Origin of the sequence: Tessaracoccus sp. MC1756, from assembly GCF_014164735.1 — a bacterium.
Lineage (GTDB): Bacteria > Actinomycetota > Actinomycetes > Propionibacteriales > Propionibacteriaceae > Arachnia.
Genome location: NZ_JACJFZ010000002.1, coordinates 764717 through 783552, shown reverse-complemented (window position 1 = coordinate 783552; position 18836 = coordinate 764717). Strand labels below are relative to the sequence as shown.

The following is an 18836-nucleotide window of genomic DNA, read 5'->3' as shown; positions in this document are numbered from 1 at the left end:
GAGCCTAGGGCGACTCGTCAGCCCGCGTAGCTGTAGACCAGGACCGAGTACGGGGCGATGGTGAGCGTGGCGCTGGCGCCGAACCCGTCCTGGCCCTCGTCGCTGCTGTGCAGGTCGTCCGACGGGTGGTCGCCGAAGTCGTCGGAGTACAGGGTGGCGTCGGAATTGAGCTTCAACTCCCACCTGCCGCCGGACGGCAGCCCGATGCGGTAGTTGTCGCGCGCCTCGCCGGAGAAGTTCGCCACCACCACGACGTCGTCGCCGATGCCGTGGTCGTACCAGCGCTGGAACGCGATGACCTTCGCGTCATCATTGCGATGGAAGACGTTGATGCCCTGGCCCTGCAGCCCCTGCGACTCGCCGAACAGGTTGCGCCGCAGCGTGATGAGGTCGGCGTAGAGCTGCACGATGCCGTGGTGCTCGCGCTTCAGATGCCAGTCGAGTGGCACGTCGTCGCGGAACCAGTCGCCCTGCAGGAACTCCTGGCCCTGGAACAGCATGGGGATGCCCGGCGCGGTCATCACGAGCGCGGCGCCCAGCGTGGAGCGCTTCTGCGCGAACCAGCCCTGCTGGTCGCCGGGCTGGACCTCCGCCACGACCCTCGCCTTGCCGTTGGCCACCTCGTCGTGCGACTCGGTGTAGACCACCCGGCGGAACGCGTCACCGTCGTAGTTGAAGGTGAGCGCGTCGGCGATGGCGTCGATGCTGCGGTGCGCGTCGTCGTATTCCTGCAGGGCCTTGCGCACCGGATGCACGAAGTTGGGGTCCCACTGCGCGTGGTAGCCCGCGCCGTCGTTGTCCAGGCCGGTGACCAGCGGGTTGGAGTGCATGTCCTCCGCGATGAGCAGCGCCTTGGGGAACTGGGCGCGGATGTCGCGGTTGATCCAGGACTGCAGGGTCCAGCCGTCGATGATGTCGAAGCCCGTGGCGTCCACGGAGCGCATGTACGGCGTCATGTCGTAGCGCAGCCCGTCGACGCGGTACTCGCGCAGCCACATCAGCGCGTTGTCGTGGATGAAGCGTCGCACCTCCGCGCGGCCGTAATCCGGGCGGGTGTCGCCCCAGGGCGTGCTCGAGCGGTGGTCGTTGTAGAAGTAGATGCCGCCCTTGTCGTTCTCCTGCCAGCCGTCGAACTGCCACAGGTCCAGGTCTGACGGGCCGAAGTGGTTGTAGACGACGTCCTGGATGACGGCCAGACCCATGCGGTGCGCCTGCTTCACGAACTCGCGGTAGGCGCGCGGGCCGCCGTAGGTGGATTCGACGGCGAAGATGTGGGCGGGGTTGTAGCCCCAGGAGAGGTCGCCGGCGAACTCGGCGATGGGCATGAGCTGGATGGCGTTGCAGCCCAGGTCCAGGACGTGCTGCAGCTTCTCGGCCATCATCGTGAAGCTGCCGGTGTCGTCGCTCTTGGTGAAGAACGAGCCGACGTGGGCCTCGTAGATCACGATCTCGTTGTGGGTCGGCAGGTCGAACCCGTCGTCCTCCCAGTCGAAATCGAGGGGGTCGACGATGACGGTGTTGCCGACGGAGTTCGTGACCTCGCGGGCGTAGGGGTCGTTGCGGTGGAGTTCGAGGCTGCCGTTGGTCAGCAGGTACTTGTACTCCTGGCCCGCCTCGGCGCCCTCGACGTAGCCGTACCAGTACCCCTCGTCGTTCTCCCTGGTGAGGGGATGTGCCGTGGTGTCCCAGCCGTTGAAGTCGCCGGTGACGCTGACGCTGTCGGCGTTCGGCGCCCACACCCGGAATCCGACGCCACCCTCGGCGACGATCGCGCCCATACCCTCTAGAACCACGATGGCCCCTTTCTGATCTCGCCTCAGAGTAGGGGATGTTTCCAAGCGTGCGCTGGGAGTGGAGGGTGGCTCAGAACAGCACGAGCAGCAACGCCCATGCCGACGCCACGATCTCGACGACGCCGATCTGCCCCGGCGAGCGACGCTGCCGCGGCAGCCACCAGGCGCGGACGATGAGGGCCGCCGCCCACACCGGCCAGGCCCAACCGAGCCAGCCGACGATGGCCGCCGCCAGCACCAGCGCGCCGAGCGCCACGTGGTAGAACAGCGACCGCTTCGCCGAGCGGGGGTCGTTGCGCTCCCGGATGAGTGCCTTCACGTGCAGCACCGTGCCCACGAAGTAGGCCGTGATGGCCACCACGACGGCGACCTCGTCAGCCCGGACGAAGTCCACCCCCGCGGTGCTGCGCAGCACCGCCATCAGGCCGCAGGACGCGACGATCGTGAGCACCCCGGAGAGCACGGTGCGTTCCCGCTTGGAGGCCGCCAACCACAGCGCGCTACCGAGCAGGACGGCGTACAGCGGTGCCCACAGCAGCAGCGACCAGCCCCGGAACCACAAGGTGACAAGGCCCGCGACGACGGCGATGGCGCCGTAGACGGCCACGGCGGGGTAGTACGAGGGGCGGCGGCGCGGCGCGGCCTTCAGCGCCAGCGTGAGCGCGTGGTAGGCGAAGTAGCCGATCAGCCACGTGACGCCCAGCGCGGCGTCGCCACCGTCGAGGGGGCGGTAGGGGGCCACCAGGATCAGCCCGGCGAGGAACGGGACGATGATCATCGCCCAGGCGCCGTGCTGGTTGGTCATCCACCCCTTGGACGCTCCCTTGGCCATGACCCCAACCTATCGGCCGCCCCGCGGGGGACGAGCGACGGGGTGCCTACTCGGCCAGGCCGTACAGGCGGTCGCCGGCGTCGCCGAGGCCGGGCACGATGTAGCCGGCCTCGTTGAGGCGCTCGTCCAGCGAGGCGACCACGACGCGGCACGGCACCTGCAGGTCGCCCAGGAGGTGCTGCAGCTTCTCCACGCCCTCGGGCGCAGCGGTCAGGCAGATGGCGGTGATGTCGTCCGCCCCCCGGTCCACCAGGTACTGGATGGCGCCGCCGAGTGAGCCGCCGGTGGCGAGCATCGGGTCCAGTACGTAGCACTGCCGGCCCGACAGGTCCTGCGGGAGGCGCTCCGCGTAGGTCATGGGCTGCAGGGTCTTCTCGTCGCGGATCATGCCGAGGAAGCCCACCTCCGCGGTGGGCACCAGGCGCAGCATGCCGTCGAGCATGCCGAGCCCGGCGCGCAGGATGGGCACCACCAGGGGCGCCGGCTGCGCCAGCTTCACACCGGTGGTGGGGGCGACGGGCGTCTCGATCTGCACCTCATGGACGCGCACCCCGCGGGTCGCCTCGTAGGCGAGCAGGGTGACGAGTTCCTCCACGAGCAACCGGAAGACCGGCTGCGGCGTGTTCTTGTCCCGCAGGACCGTGAGCTTGTGATGGACGAGCGGGTGTTCGACGACGTGTAGTTCCACGGGACCAACCTTCGCACATCCGGGCACTTCCGCGTAGCGGGTTGGGCCCCCTGCTGTCTCATTCCGGGGAAGCGTGCAAGGATGGGCGAGGCACCTGGGTTCGTCGGAAGGAGTGGGTTGTGGACGTGTTCGATGAGGATGCGGAGCCGTTCGACTTGAAGAACGACGTCGAGGAAACAGACGACGCTGATCTGGACGATTTCGACGACGACGATGACGACCTCGAAGACGCCACCGAGGACGACATCGACCTTGTGGTCGCGCTCTACCGCGAAGACGGTAAGGCCACTGCGGTGCCCATGGACTACGACCTCGCCAACGACTTCGACGAGCTCATCCGTCAGCTGAGCCGCCTCCCAGGCGACTCGGGCGCCGACGGCTGGGTCTCCGTGGCCGGCGAGTTCTTCGTGTTGTGCCGCGTGCGCGGCCGCACCGTCGAGGTGCTGCTGTCCGACGCGACGGCCGCCAACGACTGGCCCCTGGCCCGCGACGTGGTCGACTACCTAGGCGAGGACGTGCCGGACGAGGACGACGACTCCTTCCCGCTGGGCGACCTCGAGATCTACGCAGCCAGCGGTCTCCGCGGCTTCGAGATGGAGGCCATCGCCACGGATTACGACGAGGATTCCGACGTCCTCCTCGGCGTCATCGCGAAGAAGCTGAAGATCGGCGCGGAGTTCGAGCGCGCCGCCGAGTCCTTCGACGACTGACCTGGGCCGTGGGCACGCGCTGGCATGACGCGATGCGTCGCGCGCTGGCCGAGGCGTCGGGCGCGGAAGCGCACGGCGACGTACCCATCGGCGCCGTCGTCCTGAACCCGGCCGGGGAGGTCATCGCCGCTGCCGGGAACGAACGGGAACTCACCGGGGACCCCACCGCGCATGCGGAGGTCGTCGCCATCCGCCGCGCCGCGCAGGCAGTGGGGGAGTGGCGGCTCACCGGCTGCACGCTCGTGGTCACCCTGGAACCCTGCACCATGTGCGCCGGCGCCATCGTCGCCTCGCGGATCGGGCACCTCGTGTTCGGCGCGTTCGACGAGAAGGCCGGCGCCGTCTCGTCGCTGTGGGACGTGGTGCGCGACCCCCGGCTCAACCACCGCCCGACGGTGACCTCACGGGTCCTGGAAACCGAATGCGCCGCGATCCTCGAGCAGTTCTTCGCCGCCAAACGCTAGGTGAACCCCCCTGCCCGCTCATGACAGCTGGGCCGCGGCTCAGTCGAGGATGGAGATGCCGCCGCGCAGGTCCGGCTGCGCCTTGCGGAACACGACGGCCACCACCAGCGCCAGCACGCCGGCCCCCGCGGCGATGAACAGCGCGCCGGGCGCCCCCACCGCGTCGATCGCTACGCCGGCGACGGCCGCGCACACAGAGGTGCCCAGCAACTGGCCGGTGCCGATCCAGCCGTAAGCCTCCGCTGTGTCGGCGAACGGCACGCTGCCGGCGATGACCGAGGACACGGCCGCCAGGGCGGGCGCGATGCCGACGCCCGCGATGAACAGGGCGGCGGTCAGGCCCCAGAAGCCGGTCAGGATCGCGGCCAACACGAGGCCGACCACCATGATCATGGTGCGCAGGGCCAGCGACCAGCGCGAGATGGGCCGGTTGCCCGCCGCGAGCCCGCCGATGAGCGAACCGAACGACGTGATGCCCAGCACCACGCCGGCGAGGATCGAGCCTTCGTCGAAGCTGGCCACGACACCCACCTCGACGGCGGCGAAGGCGCCCAGGAACAGCGCCGAGGTGACCATCATGAGGATCACGGACGGGTTCTGGAGCACGCGGCCCAGCTTGCGGTCCGTCTGCGGGATCTTCATGGTGCGCACGGCCGGCGCCAGCATGAAGGCGAGGCCGCCGACGATCTGTACGGCCACCACGATGAGCAGCGCCACGGTGGTGTCGAACGCGGCCACCAGCATGGTGATGGACACCGGTCCGATGACCCAGATGACCTCCTGCAGCGCGGCGTCGAAGCTGAAGAGCGTCGTCAGCAGGGGGCGCGGGGTCACCCGGGGATACAGCGTGCGGACCGCCGGGATCACGGGCGGGACGGTGCCGCCGCCCAGGGCGCCCAGCACGATGAGCCAGAACAGGGGGAGGGTGGGGAACAGCGCGAGGGCCGAGAAGGCGGTGACGGACAGGAGGGTGCACACCAGCAGCACCCGGAAGGTGCCGAACCTGCTCAGCAGCCGCGACACCGGCGGCCCGGCCACGGCCATGGCCGCGGAGAACGACGCGAGCACCAGGCCCGCGGCGGTGTAGGTGCCCTGGGCCCGCTCCACGTGCATGAGGATCCCCAGCGTGTACATCCCGGCCGGGAACCGGGCGGCTAGCTGGGCCGCCAGGATGAGCGGGAGTCCCGGGACACGGAGGAGGGCCGAGATTTCACGCACCGGCCTACTGTACGCGCCGGGCGCGGGTGGCTGGCAAACCACGATTGGTGATCGCCGGTGGGAATCACTACACTGGTCTGCGGTGATGTGTCTGAGCGGCCGAAAGAGCTCGCCTCGAAAGCGAGAGTAGGGCAACCTACCGGGGGTTCAAATCCCTCCATCACCGCCGACGAACCCCCGGAAGAGATTCCGGGGGTTCAACGTTTCTATGGGCCCCGGAGCCGAGGCTACGGGCGTGCGTGCGACGGGCTCAGCTCTCCGTCGTCGGCGAGGGGGACGGGGACGCAGACTCGTCCGTGGCCACCGGCGGCCTGCAGATCGAACCGCCGGCGGACGACACCTGGTAGATGATCTGTTCCGTGGGCGCGTAGCCCTGCCAGGCGGTGCCGACCAGCACGTCGAGGGTGCCGTCGATGCGGTCGTCGTACTCGATCTTCGGGTCGATGAAGTTCGACATCAGCAGCCGCATGGCGGGGTACTGGTCCTTGTTGCCGCGGATCACCGTCTCCTTGATGGTCTCCTCGGTGTCGTCGACGCTCACCACGTTGTACCCGCCGTCGGTCAGTTGCGTGCCGATCCGACGCGCCAACCCGGAGGTGAAGCCGCCGTTGTACACGTGCACGAACACCATGGTGGGGTTGACGAACTCCGTGGCTTCAGTGACGCACGGCGTGGGCGGTGTCGTCGGCAGCGGCGCGGTGAGTTCGCGCCAGCCCCACAGGAAACCCCACCCGAGAAAGCCCAGCAGACCCAGCAGAATCACCGGGGTGGCTATCAGGCGGAAGATGCGCACTTGTTTACATTCGCTTTCGTCGAGGAGTTTCCCTGGTGGGAGATTACTTCAACTCGAGGACCCTGGCGTGCATTGTCTGCCGTTGCTGGAGCGCGGCGCGCAGCGCCCGGTGCAACCCGTCCTCCAGGTAGAGCTCGCCGCGGTAGGACACGACGTGCGCGAAGAGGTCGCCGTAGAAGGTGGAATCCTCCTCGAGCAGCGCCTCCAGATCCAGCGTGCGCTTGGTGGTCACGAGTTCGTCGAGGCGCACCTGATGGGGCGCGATCGCGATCCACTGCTTCTGGGTGTACCCGTGGTCCGGGTAGGGGCGGGAATCGCCGACTCGCTTGAAGATCACGCCGCCAGCCTACCCAACCCGCCCCCCGCCCGGAGCCAGCTGTGCCCACTGGGGCCTCCGTGCGTCGTAAACACGCCCGTGCGACGGGGGTCTGTGGGACGATGCGGACGTGAACGATGCAGCACCAACTGACCAGATCAGGGCCGGCTACACCTTCGAGGCGCCGGCAGCGACGCTGGGCGTCCTCGTCGACGGAGAGCCCGCCGTCGACGTGCCCATCCGCATCCCCCTGTCGATGTTCAACAGGCACGGCCTGGTGGCCGGGGCCACCGGCACGGGCAAGACCAAGACCCTGCAGGTGATGGCCGAGGCGCTGTCGACGGCCGGCGTGCCCGTGTTCGCCGCGGACATCAAGGGCGACCTCAGCGGCATGGCGTCGCCGGGCGAATCGAACGAGAAGATCCTCGCCCGCACGCAGAAGCAGGGCCAGCCCTGGCAGCCGACGGCGTTCCCCGCCGAGTTCTACGCCCTGGGCGGGCAGGGCATCGGCGTTCCGGTGCGGGCGGCCGTGTCGTCGTTCGGCCCCATCCTCCTGTCCAAGGTGCTGGGCCTCAACCAGGTGCAGGAATCCTCGCTGGGGCTGGTGTTCCACTACGCCGACAAGAACGGCCTGCTGCTCCTCGACCTCAAGGACCTCGTCGGCCTGCTCAAGTGGCTCACCTCGGATGAGGGCAAGCCGGAACTGAAAGGCATCGGCGGGGTGTCGACGGCCACCGCCGGCGTGATCCTCCGCTCGCTCGTGACGCTCTCGGACCAGGGCGGCGACGTCTTCTTCGGCGAGCCCGAGTTCGAGCCCTCGGAGTTGCTGCGGGTGGCGCCGGACGGCCGCGGCGTGGTGTCGCTGCTGGAACTGCCGCAACTCGCCACGCAGCCCGCGCTGTTCTCCACGTTCCTGATGTGGCTGCTGGCAGACCTGTTCACGTCGCTGCCCGAGGTGGGCGACCTCGACAAGCCCAAGCTGGTGTTCTTCTTCGACGAGGCCCACCTGCTCTTCAACGACGCGTCGAAGGCGTTCCTCCAGGCCATCACGCAGACCGTCCGGCTGATCCGCTCCAAGGGCATCGGCGTGTTCTTCGTAACGCAGACACCCAAGGACGTGCCCGACGACGTGCTGGCCCAGCTCGGTTCGCGCGTCCAGCACCAGCTGAGGGCCCACACGCCCAACGATGCGAAGGCCCTCAAGGCCACCGTCGACACCTACCCGCACTCCCACTACGACCTTGAGCAGGTCCTGCAGCAGCTGGGCATCGGCGAGGCCGTCGTGACCGTGATGAGCGAGAAGGGCGCGCCCACCCCGGTGGCCTGGACGCGGATCTGGGCGCCGGCCTCCTCGATGTCGCCGACGCCGGAGGCCCAGTTGCGGGCCTCGGTGGAGGCGTCGCCCCTGTTCGCGCGGTACGGCCAGGCGGTGGACAGGGAATCGGCCTACGAGATCCTGACCCGCCGGCTCGAGGCCGGCTCGGCGCAGGCCGCGGCCGAACGGCTGGAGGCGGAGCGGGCGGAGGCCGAGGCCGCCGCCCAGAAGGAGCAGGAGCGCACCCAGCAGGAGTGGGAGAAGCAGCAGCGCGAGAACGAGCGCGAGCTGGCCCGGCTGGAGCGCGAACGCAAGCAGGCGGAGGCCGAGCGTCGCCGCTATGAGCGGGAGAACCCGTCGCTGATCGAGCAGGTCACGAAGTCGCCGGTGTTCAAGGACGTCATGCGCACGGCCGGCCGCGAGATCGTGCGCAGCATCTTCGGCACCGGCCGCCGGGGGCGGTAGCAGCTCAGTCGACGGTGTAGGTGGGGATGTCCGGATCCTCGCGCACAGCGTCCGACAACGCCTGCAGTTCCTCGGCCAGCGCCTGCGCGCCCAGGTCACCCCTGAGGAACTGCCCCCAGAGGCGGTTGTAGTCCTCGGACAGGCCGTAGTGGGACACGAAGCGCCACGAGTACACGTCCTCCCCGGCGTCTGCCAGGAGGCGGGTCTGCGCGGCCAACGCCGTCGACTCCAGGTCTGCCGGCACCGTGGTGCGCACGACCGTGGGCACCAGGTTGTTCCGTGCGAACGACTCCGCGGCCTCCCTCGACAGCAGCGTCCGCAGGAGTTCCTGCCCGCCGGCCGGGTTCGCTGAGTTCTTCGGCACCATGAACTGCTCGATGGGCTGCGCATGCGCGGCGGACCAGGGCAGCGTCGGCGCGGCCGTGAGCGCGGGCACCGGGGAAACCGTCATCTCGAAGCCGTGGCTGGTGCGGCCCTCCATCTCCCTGGCGATCCAGGACCCCGACGGGTAGAACAGCGCCTTCTGGTGCTGCGACCACTCCGCCTGGGCGTCCACGTACGCCCCGCCATGGCGGACGAAGCCCGCGGCCACGCACTCCGCCAGGGACTGCAGCACCCCGGCGACGGCGGGGTGGGACCAGCCCTCGGGCTCCAGGTTGTCGAGCGCGCGGCGCACGTCGTGGCCGCCCTCCTTGATGGCCGACGAGATGGCCAGCTCGGCGTAGTAGCTGGCGGCGTCGTCGCCCCACACGAACAGGTCCTGGCCCAACCCGCGGGCCTGCTCGCCGAGCTCCAACAGCTCGTCCCAGGCGGTGGGCACTGCCCAGCCCTGAGCCGCGAAGTGGCTGGCGGAGTGCCAGAGCCCGTAGACGCTGAGTGCGTAGTCCAGCGCCACGTGGCGTCCGTTGAACGTGCCGGCCTGCACCACGCCGCTGTACAGCGTCTCCTCGATGGGGATGCCCTCGAGGTTGACGGACGACATCAGGTCGTCGAGCGGCAGGAGTTCGTCGACGATGTCCGCGACGGCGAGCTGGTGGCTGCCGGAGTTGTCGACGAGGTCCGGCGGGGTGGCGCCGTCGGCGAACAGGGGCGCCACGTCTGCGGTGATGTCGCTACTCGCGGACACCTGGACCCGCAGGCCCTCATAGGTCTTCCGCATGGCGGTGGCGGCGTCGCGCACGTAGCTGACGCCGAAGGCGCCGTCGAAGATGACGGCCTTGACGCTGCTGGGCACCGTGAGCCCGAAGGGATGGGTGGCCGTGGGGCTGGGCTCCGGCGTGGAGGTGGGGCTCCCCGTCTGGCTATCGCCCGGGGGCGCCGGCGGCTGGGTGTTGACGCACGCCGTGAGCGGCACGACGGCGGCCGCAGCCAGGAAGTGTCGTCGCCCCAGAATGGTCATGCAGGAACTCTAGCCCCGCGCCCGCCGGGAGCACCCTTCGGCCTGCCCGGCGCCCGGCGCCGGGACAGGGGGGAGGGCAAGGTCAGCGACCGGTGCCCGCGTAGACCGTGGCCTCGGCCGAGCCGTCGAGCCCGAAGGCGCTGTGGGCGGCGCGGACGGCGTCGTCGACATCATCGGCGCCGACGATCACCGAGATGCGGATCTCCGAGGTGGAGATCATCTGCAGGTTCACGTCTGCCTTGGCCAGAGCGTCGAAGAACGTGGCGGAGACGCCCGGGTGCGAGCGCATGCCCACGCCCACCACCGAGACCTTGCCGATCTGGTCGTCGTAGAGCACCTCCTCGAAGCCCACCTCGTCCTTGATGGCGTCGAGCGCGGCGATGGCCTTGGCGCCCAGGTCCATGGGGAGGGTGAACGAGATGTCCGTGGCGGCGTCCGACAGGCGCGAGATGTTCTGCACGATCATGTCGATGTTGATGTCGGCCTGGGCGATCGCGCGGAAGATGCTGGCCGCTTCGCCCACCCGGTCCGGCACGTTGACGATGGTGATCTTGGCTTCGGTGCGGTCGTGGGCGACACCGGTGATGATGGCTTCTTCCATGGCTCCGTCTTTCGTGATCTGATCCTGGCTCTTGACCCAGGTGCCGGGCTTGTCGGTGAACGAGGAACGCACGTGCACGGGCACGCCCTCGCGGCGCGCGTACTCGACGCAGCGCAGGTGCAGGATCTTGGCGCCGCTGGCGGCCATCTCCATCATGTCCTCGTAGCCGATCTCGCTGATCTGGCGGGCGGACTTCACGATGCGCGGATCCGCCGTGTAGACGCCGTCCACATCCGAGTAGATCTCGCAGTAGTCGGCTCCCAGCGCGGAGGCGAGCGCGACGGCGGTGGTGTCCGACGCGCCGCGGCCGAGCGTCGTCACGTCCTTGGTGGTCTGGGCGACGCCCTGGAAGCCGGCGACGATCACGACGCTGCCCTCTTCGAGCGACTTCACGACGCGGCCCGGGGTGATGTCGATGATGCGCGCGTTTCCGTGCGTGGGGGTGGTGATGATGCCGGCCTGTGATCCGGTGTAGGACACCGCCTCCATGCCGAGGTCCGACAGCGCCATCGCCAGCAGCGCGGCCGACTGGCGCTCGCCGGTGGTCAGCAGCATGTCGAGTTCGCGCGACTTGGGGCTGGGGGAGACCTGCAGCGCCAGGTCCATCAACTCGTCGGTGGTGTCACCCATGGCGGAGATGACGATGATGACGTCGTGCCCTTCGCCGCGGGTGCGTGCGATGCGTCGGGCGACGCGCTTGATGGACTCCGCGTCCTGAACCGAACTGCCGCCGAACTTCTGAACGATGCGACCCATGTGTAAGAACCTCCTGAGGACCGCCTATCAGGATAGTTCGCCCGGGGCCTGGATGCGAGGGTCGTCCGCCGTCGGCGCTCCCACCCCAAATCTTGATCTGGGGTCGCGGACGACGCCGAATCACGATTCGGGCCAATGTGGTCCTCGCGCCGAATCTTGATCTGGGGTCGCGGACGACGCCGAATCACGATTCGGGCCAATGTGGTCCTCGCGCCGAATCTTGATCTGGGGTCGCGGACGACGCTGAATCAGGATTCGGGTCGCCAGTGCGACCCCCGCACCCGCCCCGACGGCGCCCGGCTCCAGCGGGTAATGTCGGGCCCGTGACCGCGCTTCCGATCCTCACCGCAGAAGAACAGCGCGTGCTGGGGTGCCTCCTCGAGAAGGAGATCACCGTCCCGGCCAGCTACCCGCTGACGCTCAACGCCCTGCGCACCGCCTGCAACCAGTCCAGCAGCCGCGAGCCCGTCGTCGACTACGACGAGCGCACCGTCCAGGACGCCGTGCGCTCCCTCAAGGACCGGGGGCTGGCCCGCATCACGTGGCTGGACTACGGCAAGCGCACCCTGAAGTACTCGCAGAGCGCCGTCGAGGCCCTGGCGCTGCCCGACGACGAGCGCGCCCTGCTGACCGTGTTGCTGCTCCGCGGCCCCCAGGCGCCGGGGGAGCTCAAGGCCCGCACCGACAGGCTGCACCGCTTCGCCGACAGGGAAGCGGTGGAAGCCGTCCTGCAGCGCATGGCGCAGCGCGAGGAGCCGCTGGTGCGCCAGCTCGAGCGCAAGGCCGGCCACCAGGACCACCGCTGGCTCCACCTCCTGGGCGACATCCCGCCCGACGTCGGCCCTGAGGCCGCCGTGGACCGCGAGCAGATCCTGGCGGAGGGGGTCGACGCTCGTGACGGTGCCATGGTCGTGGCCTACGAGGCGCTGGCAGACCTCGAGCCGGACCCGATGTCGCCCACGGCGTTCGAGGACTGGTTCATTGCGCACGTGGCCGAACTCTCTGGCCCGCACCAGACCGCCGACATCGGCTGCGGCCTGGGCGACACCACGCTCCTCCTCGCGGAGGCCGGTGCGCTGCCCACCGGTTTCGACCTGGCACCGCGCATGATCGAGGTGGCCCGCGAGCGCAACCTCGACGTCGAATTCGAGGTGGGCGATTTCCGCCGCCTCCTGCGGCCGGGCAACGACGCGGGCTGGGGCGCCATCCTCGCCTGGTACTCCTTCATCCACCTCGCGCCCAGCGAACTGGCGGCCGTCCTCCGGCGCCTCGCCCAGACCCTGCTGCCCGACGGCGTGCTCGCGCTGGCGCTGTACGTCGGCAACGCCGTCGAACCGGTGACGCGGTGGGACGGCGAAGAGGTGGCGGTGCCGCTGGTGCTGCACGACCCCGCCGAGATCCGCCGCGCCGTGTCCGCGGCCGGCCTGGAATCCGAGTCGTACCTCGTCAGCGGCGACGGGGATCGGGACCGGCTCTATCTCATCGGCCGACGCAGAGCCTAGTCAAACACCCACCACAGGATTATCCAGAGGACTACCCTGTCTGCCATGGATACGGTTCGCTGGGGCATCGTCGGCACGGGAGCTATCGCACACGGGGTGGCTGGAGACTTCCAGTTCGTCCCCGGCGCGGCACTGACCGCCGTCGCGTCACGCACCACCGCCAAGGCCCAGGCGTTCGCCGCCAAGCACGGCATCCCCAGGGCCTTCGGCTCCTACGCCGAGATGCTCCAATCCGAGGACGTCGATGTCGTCTACATCGCCACGCCGCACCCCCAGCACCGCGACGTCGCGCTCATGGCCATCGCCAACGGCAAGGCCGTCCTCGTCGAGAAGGCCTTCACCGCCACAGTCTCCGGCGCCCGGGACATCGTCAAGGCGGCCCGCCAGCAGGGGGTGTTCGCCATGGAGGCCATGTGGACCCGCTTCCTGCCGGTGGTCGAGGCCGCCCGCGAAGTGGTGGCGTGGGGCCGCATCGGCGACGTCGTCTCGGTGCAGGGCGACCTCTACGCGTACCGCGAGTTCCAGCCTGACCACCGCCTCTTCGCCAAGGAACTGGGTGGCGGCGCCATCCTCGACCTGGGCGTCTACGTCGTCAACTTCGCCCAGAATTTCCTCGGCAACGTCAAGTCTGTGGACTGCATGACGCGCCTGTACCCCACGGGCGTGGAACGGGCCGCCAGTATCAGCCTCGCGCACACCGGCGGCGGGCTGTCGTCGCTGGTGGTCGGCTTCGACGGGCATGGCCCGGCACGGATGGTCATCATCGGAACCAAGGGTTGGATCGAGGTGGAGCCGCGTTTCCACCACCCGTCGATGATCACCATCCACCGCAACGGCGTGCTGCCGCGCATCATCGAGGCCATGCCCACCGGCCGCGGCTACAGCCATGAGTTCGCCGAGGTCACCGAGCGGATCAGGGAGGGTTGCACGGAGTCGCCGACGATGCCGCTCGACGACACCCTCGAGGTGATGCGGGTGCTCGAGTCATGCCTCCGGCAGGCAGGGATCTCCCACAGCGACGCCAACCTGGCGCTCATCTGACCCGCTCTTGAACTGACAAAGTCGTCCGGTGCCAGGAGGTGGGTCGGCCCACCAAGGCCACCCCGATGCTGGCGATACCGACCCGGAGTATTAACCTGAGGTTGAGGTCGTAAGACATCAGATTTACGGTTTGACTGCACCTTATGCGTCACTTTGTGTACCGTCACAGGCGGTACTCATCGTCGAGCGACCCCTCCTCGTAGGTAAATCTTGTTCGCAGAAGGATCTTCCCCAGTGCGCCTGCATGCTCTTTTGTCCGCCGCTTTGGGGGCTGTGCTCATCCTCTCCGGGATGGGTCTTCAGTCTTCCCAGGCCACCACCGCGATAGACAACTCCAACATCGAATCCGTCCGCGCTGCTTATCAGCAGCAGCTCAAGCCGGCCTTGGCCGTGCAGCAGGACTGGACCGGGAACCTCGACACCTGCGCGGCGGGTGCCCCCAGCGCCGCGGCCCAGAAGGCCACGCTCGACGCCGTAAACTACTTCCGCGCCATGGGTGGCCTCGCCGCGGTGAAGTTCGACGCCGCGCTGTCCGCCAAGGCGCAACAAGCGGCCCTCATCATGAGCGCCAACAAGCGGCTCGACCATTACCCGACGGATTCCTGGCGCTGCATCAGCGCCCAGGGCAAGGAGGCCGCAGGCCGCTCGAACATCGCGCTCGGCGCGGTGCGCTCCGGCTCCGGCGCGGGCGCCATCGCGCTGTACATGTCTGAGCCGGGCGCGTCGAACACGGCCGTGGGCCACCGTCGCTGGGTGATGCGCCCGCACACGACGACCATGGGCAGCGGCTCGACCACCAACTCCAACGCCCTCTGGGTCATCAGCACCCCCAACGACAACCGCTCCAACCCGGATCCCGCCTGGATCCCGTGGCCCACGGCCGGTTACTTCCCCACGCAGATCCAGCCCAACGGGCGGTGGTCGCTGACCGGCAACTCGTCGACCAAGTTCGACAGCGCCAAGGTGAGCGTGACAGGGCCTAACGGCCCCGTGCAGGTCACCAAGCAGCCGCTGGTCGGCGGCATGGGGAACCCGACGCTGGTCTTCGAGCTCGGCCTGCTGCCGAAGCCGGTGGGTTCCGCGGTGCACACCTATACCGTCACCGTCAGCGGCATCGTCCGCAACGGCGTCACCGTGAGCCACTCCTACGGCGTGAAGCTCTTCGACGCCGACGCCCCCGCCGCCGGACAGCCCGCCCCGGCGAGCCCGCGCCCCACCACGCCGGCCCCCACCCAGACGATCTGGGTCACCACCGGCAACCGCACCTCGCCGTCCCAGACGCCCACGCCGCCGAAGCCGACGGCGGGGGGCTTCGTGCGCAGCGCCCCCTACACGCTGCCGGGCATCCACCGCAACGTGAACGGCCGCGACTGGCAGACCAGGTGCGAGCCCTATTCGCAGACCGAACGCTGCCGCACCGACATCTGGGCCGCGATCGTGGTCAAGGAAGGTGGGCGGTTCGTGCAGAAGGAGGGGTGGGCGTTCAACAACCTCACCTACCTGCCGCTCATGAGCCGTGCGGAGTGGGGCACCAACCCGATCGCCATGCACAACATGAATGGTTTCGAATCCGGTGGCCGCCGGTGGAAGACCGAGTGCGACACCGCCCAGACCGGCCGCGGCGCCTGCCGCAGCTACACGTTCACCACGGTCTTCCGTGCCACGACAACCACCAGCGGTCTGGTCGTGAAGCAGTCCGGCTCGTGGGTCTTCAACAACCTGGTGCTGTTCCGCTGACCCTGTGCACCGGGTGGCAACGACATCGGGCCGGCTCGCAGCGTGCGAGTCGGCCCGATGTCGTTGGACGCCAGGTGTCAGTCAGTGCCGCTGCTGAGGCTCACGCCTCGGGCAGCACGTCCGGGTTGTTCTCTGTCCAGGCCTTGATGGCGTCGGCCTCCTGGCCCTCGTCGAACTCGTTGACGACGGTGTTCTCGAGCGAGCCGTACTGCTCGTCGTCGAGCTTCAGCTCGCCGATCCACTCGGCGATGTCCGGGTACTCCTCCCCGAAGCCCTTGCGGGCCAGGAAGTGGAGGCTCTCGGTGTCGCCCAGCGCGCCCTCCGGGTCCTCCAGGTCACGCACGCCGAACTCGGCGTTGGCCCAGAACGGACGCCACAGCGTGACGACGATCTCCTCCTGCGCCGCGATCTTCGTCTTCAGCTCGGCCAGCATCGCCGCCGTGGAGCTGGTGACCAGTTCGAAGTCCTCTAGGCCGTAGCCGGGGATGACATCCTCCTGCGACACCCGCGACAGGCCCGCGCCCGGCTCGATCCCGATGATGCGGTTGTCCAACTCGGCCGCATGGTCCTTGACGTCGGCGATCGACTTCAGCTCGGAGTACTCCGGCACGGCCCAGGTCAGCACCGCGCCGTCGTAGTAGGCGCCGAGCGACTCGATCCTGTCGCCGTACTCGTCCATGTAGGTGGAGTGCGTGACCTCGGGCCACGCGGACGGGTAGATGTCCACGTCGCCCTGGGCGAGGCCGACGTAGAGGGGGCCCGGGTCGCCGAGCTCCTCCGTCGAGACGGTGTAGCCCATGTCCTCGAGCTGCGCCTTGAGCAGGTTGCCCATGGAGCGCCCGTCGGTCCAGGACGGGATGAATCCGAGAGTGATGTTCTTACTGGGCTCTGCGGCGTCGGTCGCCTCCGGGCCGCACGCGGCGACTCCTGTCAGCAGTGCTGCGCCGAGCGCAGCGATTCCGATCTTGCGGATGGCAGTGAGCTTCACATTTTCCTTTCAGTGGGGTCACGCAGCGAGTTCTGCGGACTCCCTGGCCTTGGCCTTCTTCTCGCGGGTGGTCTTCCACTTCGCGAGCAGGGATGAGGTGTGCTGCGCGGGCGTGCCCAGCGCGGCGGTGAACCGGTCGAGGAAGATCGCGAGGAACACGATGGACAGGCCTGCCTCGGCGCCGCGGGCGATGTTCACGGTGCCGAGGGCGGCGACGACCTCCTTGCCGAGGCCGTCGGACCCGACGAGCCCGGCGATCACGGCCATCGACAGCGCCAGCATGATGACCTGGTTGATGCCGGCCATGATCGTGGGCACCGCGAGCGGTAGCTGCACGCCGCGCAGGACGTCCCACTCGGTGGCGCCGAAGGAGTGGGCGGCCTCGACGGTCTCCCTGTCCACGCCGCGGATGCCAAGCTCCGTGAGCCGCACGGCCGGCGGAAGCGCGAAGATCACGGTGGAGAACAGCCCGGGGACCGCCCCGATGCTGAAGAACGTGATGGCCGGGATGAGGTAGACCATCGCGGGCATGGTCTGCATGAGGTCGAGGACCGGCTTGACTGCGGCGCTTACCCTGTCGCTGCGCGCGGCCCAGATGCCTGTCGGGATGGCGATGACCACTGCCGTCAAAGTGGCGATCAGGACCAGCGCCAGGGTCTGCATCGCCTGGGCCCACTGGCCCATGCTCATGATCAGCAGGAACGAGACGACCACGCCGATGGCCAGCCGCCAGGAACGCACCAGCCAGGCCAGCGCGGCGAAGCCGGCGATCATCGCCAACGGCGGCGGGGCGAGCAGCACGGCGGCCACCGCGTCGTTGGTCCAGGTGCCCGCGTCCTTGAGCAGGTCCAGGAGGAAGCGCAGGTTCAGGCTGATCCAGTCGACGAGGTCGGCCGCCCAGCTGCCCACGGGGATCCGGGGTGGGAATTCGTTCATGCCGGGATTCCTTCGGGTTCGGCGGTGTCCTCGACAACGAGGTCGTCCCCGTTGACGGGCGTGGCTGCCGCCAGGAGGGTCACCCGCGGGACGACGCCGACCACGCGGCCGTCGTCCTCCGTCACGACGAGGGGCGCCAGGTGCTGGGCGGAGTGTTCGAACAGTTCGTTGACGGGGGTCTCCGCACCCACGATGGGCAGTTCATGCACCGTCGAGTAGGGCAGCGTGGTGGCGCCGTGCCGCACGGCGTTGGCGACGTCCTCGGCCCACACCATGCCGACGGGGCGGCGGTCGCGGCTCACCACCAGCAGCCAGTTGGGTTGGTGCTCGCGCAGGATCTTGTGCGCCATCCGCGGGCCCTGGTCCTCGTAGAGGACGGCGTAGGGCTTCTCCGCGATGTTGCGGGCCGTCAGCACCCGCGTCCGGTCCACATCTGCGACGAACCTGGCCACGTAGCTGCTGGCGGGATCGTTCAGGATGTCCTCGGCGGTGCCGATCTGCTCGATGCGGCCGTCGCGCATCATCGCGATCCGGTCGCCCAGCCGCATGGCCTCGTTGAGGTCGTGGGTGATGAAGAGGATGGTCTTGCCCAGCTTCTGCTGCAGCTCGACCAGCTGGTCCTGCATGTCGCGCCGGATGAGCGGGTCCAGGGCGGAGAAGGCCTCGTCCATCAGCATGATGTCGGTGCCCGCCGCGAGCGCACGGGCCAGCCCGACGCGCTGCCGCATGCCGCCGGAGAGCTCGTCGGGCCGGTAGCCGCCCCAACCGCCGAGGCCCACCAGTTCGAGCGCCTCGTTGGCCTTCGCCTCGCGGTCGTGCCGGTTCATGCCCCGGATCTGCAGGCCGTACGCGGCGTTTTCGCCCACGGTGCGGTGGGGGAGCAGCGCGAAGTGCTGGAAGACCATGGAGACGTTCTGCCGGCGCACCTGGCGCAGCTGGCCGCTGCTGAGGCCGGACAAGGGCCGGTCGTGCACCAGCATCTCGCCACCGGTCAGCGGCAGGAGGCCGTTGACCATGCGGATCAGCGTCGACTTACCGGAGCCGGAGAGCCCCATGACCACGAAGATTTCCCCGGGATCCACCTCGAAGCTGGCGTCGATCACGGCGGCCGTGAGACCCCGTTCCTGAAGCTGCTTCCGGTCCTCGCCCGACTCCAGCAGACGTATGCCGGATTCGGGTCGACGACCGAAAATCTTGTAGACGTGTGAGGCCTGAATTGCGCTCACGAAACTCCTCGGGCTGGTGGATTGGGGACTCCAATACCGTTGCCCAGAACCCGGGG

At 68.8% G+C, this 18836-nt stretch carries 17 protein-coding genes and 1 tRNA gene; 7 read left to right on the top strand and 11 right to left on the bottom strand.

What is annotated here, in order from left to right; all coding sequences use genetic code 11:
* Positions 1-17: 17 nt before the first annotated feature.
* The 3 genes from H5393_RS08920 to upp form a co-directional block, all read right to left on the bottom strand.
* The gene (locus tag H5393_RS08920) at positions 18-1793 is read right to left on the bottom strand and encodes an alpha-amylase family glycosyl hydrolase (RefSeq protein WP_370585958.1); all 1776 of its coding nucleotides are present in this window, start codon (positions 1791-1793) and stop codon (positions 18-20) included.
* Positions 1794-1863: 70 nt separating this feature from the next.
* On the bottom strand, positions 1864-2625 hold the full coding sequence (locus H5393_RS08915; protein WP_182766339.1) for a YwiC-like family protein: 762 nt from the start codon (positions 2623-2625) through the stop codon (positions 1864-1866).
* A gap of 46 nt (positions 2626-2671) precedes the next feature.
* The gene (gene upp, locus H5393_RS08910) at positions 2672-3313 is read right to left on the bottom strand and encodes a uracil phosphoribosyltransferase (protein WP_076063531.1); all 642 of its coding nucleotides are present in this window, start codon (positions 3311-3313) and stop codon (positions 2672-2674) included.
* A gap of 119 nt (positions 3314-3432) precedes the next feature.
* Between upp and H5393_RS08905 the strand changes: the two genes are divergently transcribed.
* Both H5393_RS08905 and tadA read left to right on the top strand, forming a co-directional pair.
* Positions 3433-4023, top strand: a complete 591-nt coding sequence (locus tag H5393_RS08905) for a tRNA adenosine deaminase-associated protein (protein WP_182762774.1) — start codon at positions 3433-3435, stop codon at positions 4021-4023.
* 32 nt (positions 4024-4055) lie between these two features.
* Entirely contained in the window at positions 4056-4487 is a 432-nt protein-coding gene (gene tadA / locus H5393_RS08900; protein ID WP_182762771.1) for a tRNA adenosine(34) deaminase TadA, read from the top strand.
* 39 nt (positions 4488-4526) lie between these two features.
* Here the strand turns inward: tadA and H5393_RS08895 are convergent, their stop codons facing one another.
* Positions 4527-5705: an MFS transporter gene (locus H5393_RS08895; RefSeq protein WP_182762769.1), complete on the bottom strand. Its 1179-nt coding sequence runs from the start codon at positions 5703-5705 to the stop codon at positions 4527-4529.
* An 81-nt stretch (positions 5706-5786) separates the two neighbouring features.
* Here H5393_RS08895 and H5393_RS08890 point away from each other — a divergent pair.
* Positions 5787-5871, top strand: a tRNA-Ser gene (locus H5393_RS08890).
* A gap of 84 nt (positions 5872-5955) precedes the next feature.
* Here the strand turns inward: H5393_RS08890 and H5393_RS08885 are convergent.
* Both H5393_RS08885 and H5393_RS08880 read right to left on the bottom strand, forming a co-directional pair.
* Entirely contained in the window at positions 5956-6498 is a 543-nt protein-coding gene (locus H5393_RS08885; RefSeq protein ID WP_182762767.1) for a LytR C-terminal domain-containing protein, read from the bottom strand.
* Positions 6499-6541: 43 nt separating this feature from the next.
* The gene (locus tag H5393_RS08880; protein WP_076063541.1) at positions 6542-6835 is read right to left on the bottom strand and encodes a type II toxin-antitoxin system VapB family antitoxin; all 294 of its coding nucleotides are present in this window, start codon (positions 6833-6835) and stop codon (positions 6542-6544) included.
* A 109-nt stretch (positions 6836-6944) separates the two neighbouring features.
* Between H5393_RS08880 and H5393_RS08875 the strand changes: the two genes are divergently transcribed.
* Positions 6945-8594, top strand: a complete 1650-nt coding sequence (locus H5393_RS08875) for a helicase HerA-like domain-containing protein (RefSeq protein WP_370585957.1) — start codon at positions 6945-6947, stop codon at positions 8592-8594.
* A 4-nt stretch (positions 8595-8598) separates the two neighbouring features.
* Here the strand turns inward: H5393_RS08875 and ngcE are convergent, their stop codons facing one another.
* Both ngcE and H5393_RS08865 read right to left on the bottom strand, forming a co-directional pair.
* The gene (gene ngcE / locus H5393_RS08870) at positions 8599-9993 is read right to left on the bottom strand and encodes an N-acetylglucosamine/diacetylchitobiose ABC transporter substrate-binding protein (protein ID WP_182766338.1); all 1395 of its coding nucleotides are present in this window, start codon (positions 9991-9993) and stop codon (positions 8599-8601) included.
* 82 nt (positions 9994-10075) lie between these two features.
* A complete protein-coding gene (locus H5393_RS08865) occupies positions 10076-11350 on the bottom strand; it encodes an aspartate kinase (protein WP_182766337.1) in 1275 nt (424 codons plus the stop codon).
* A 323-nt stretch (positions 11351-11673) separates the two neighbouring features.
* On the opposite strand from H5393_RS08865, the gene H5393_RS14880 reads away from it, so the two are divergent.
* The 3 genes from H5393_RS14880 (at position 11674) to H5393_RS08850 (ending at position 15630) form a co-directional block, all read left to right on the top strand.
* Positions 11674-12852 (top strand): DUF480 domain-containing protein, encoded by a 1179-nt coding sequence (locus H5393_RS14880; protein WP_182766336.1) that lies wholly within the window; start codon positions 11674-11676, stop codon positions 12850-12852.
* A gap of 36 nt (positions 12853-12888) precedes the next feature.
* Positions 12889-13893 carry a Gfo/Idh/MocA family protein gene (locus H5393_RS08855; protein WP_370585963.1) on the top strand — a complete coding sequence of 335 codons (1005 nt, stop codon included), beginning with the start codon at positions 12889-12891 and terminating at the stop codon, positions 13891-13893.
* Between the two features lie 291 nt (positions 13894-14184).
* Positions 14185-15630 (top strand): CAP domain-containing protein, encoded by a 1446-nt coding sequence (locus H5393_RS08850; RefSeq protein ID WP_182766334.1) that lies wholly within the window; start codon positions 14185-14187, stop codon positions 15628-15630.
* A 100-nt stretch (positions 15631-15730) separates the two neighbouring features.
* Here H5393_RS08850 and H5393_RS08845 read toward each other — a convergent pair whose 3' ends face one another.
* Genes H5393_RS08845 through H5393_RS08835 form a run of 3 tightly spaced genes read right to left on the bottom strand, consistent with a single transcriptional unit; the run spans position 15731 to position 18780 of the window.
* Positions 15731-16618, bottom strand: coding sequence for a glycine betaine ABC transporter substrate-binding protein (locus H5393_RS08845; RefSeq protein ID WP_182766333.1), 888 nt, complete (start codon positions 16616-16618; stop codon positions 15731-15733).
* Between the two features lie 18 nt (positions 16619-16636).
* Positions 16637-17554, bottom strand: coding sequence for a proline/glycine betaine ABC transporter permease (locus H5393_RS08840; protein WP_182766332.1), 918 nt, complete (start codon positions 17552-17554; stop codon positions 16637-16639).
* Positions 17551-18780, bottom strand: coding sequence for a betaine/proline/choline family ABC transporter ATP-binding protein (locus H5393_RS08835; protein WP_182766331.1), 1230 nt, complete (start codon positions 18778-18780; stop codon positions 17551-17553). The genes H5393_RS08840 and H5393_RS08835 overlap by 4 nt, the downstream gene beginning before the upstream one ends.
* Positions 18781-18836: the final 56 nt, after the last annotated feature.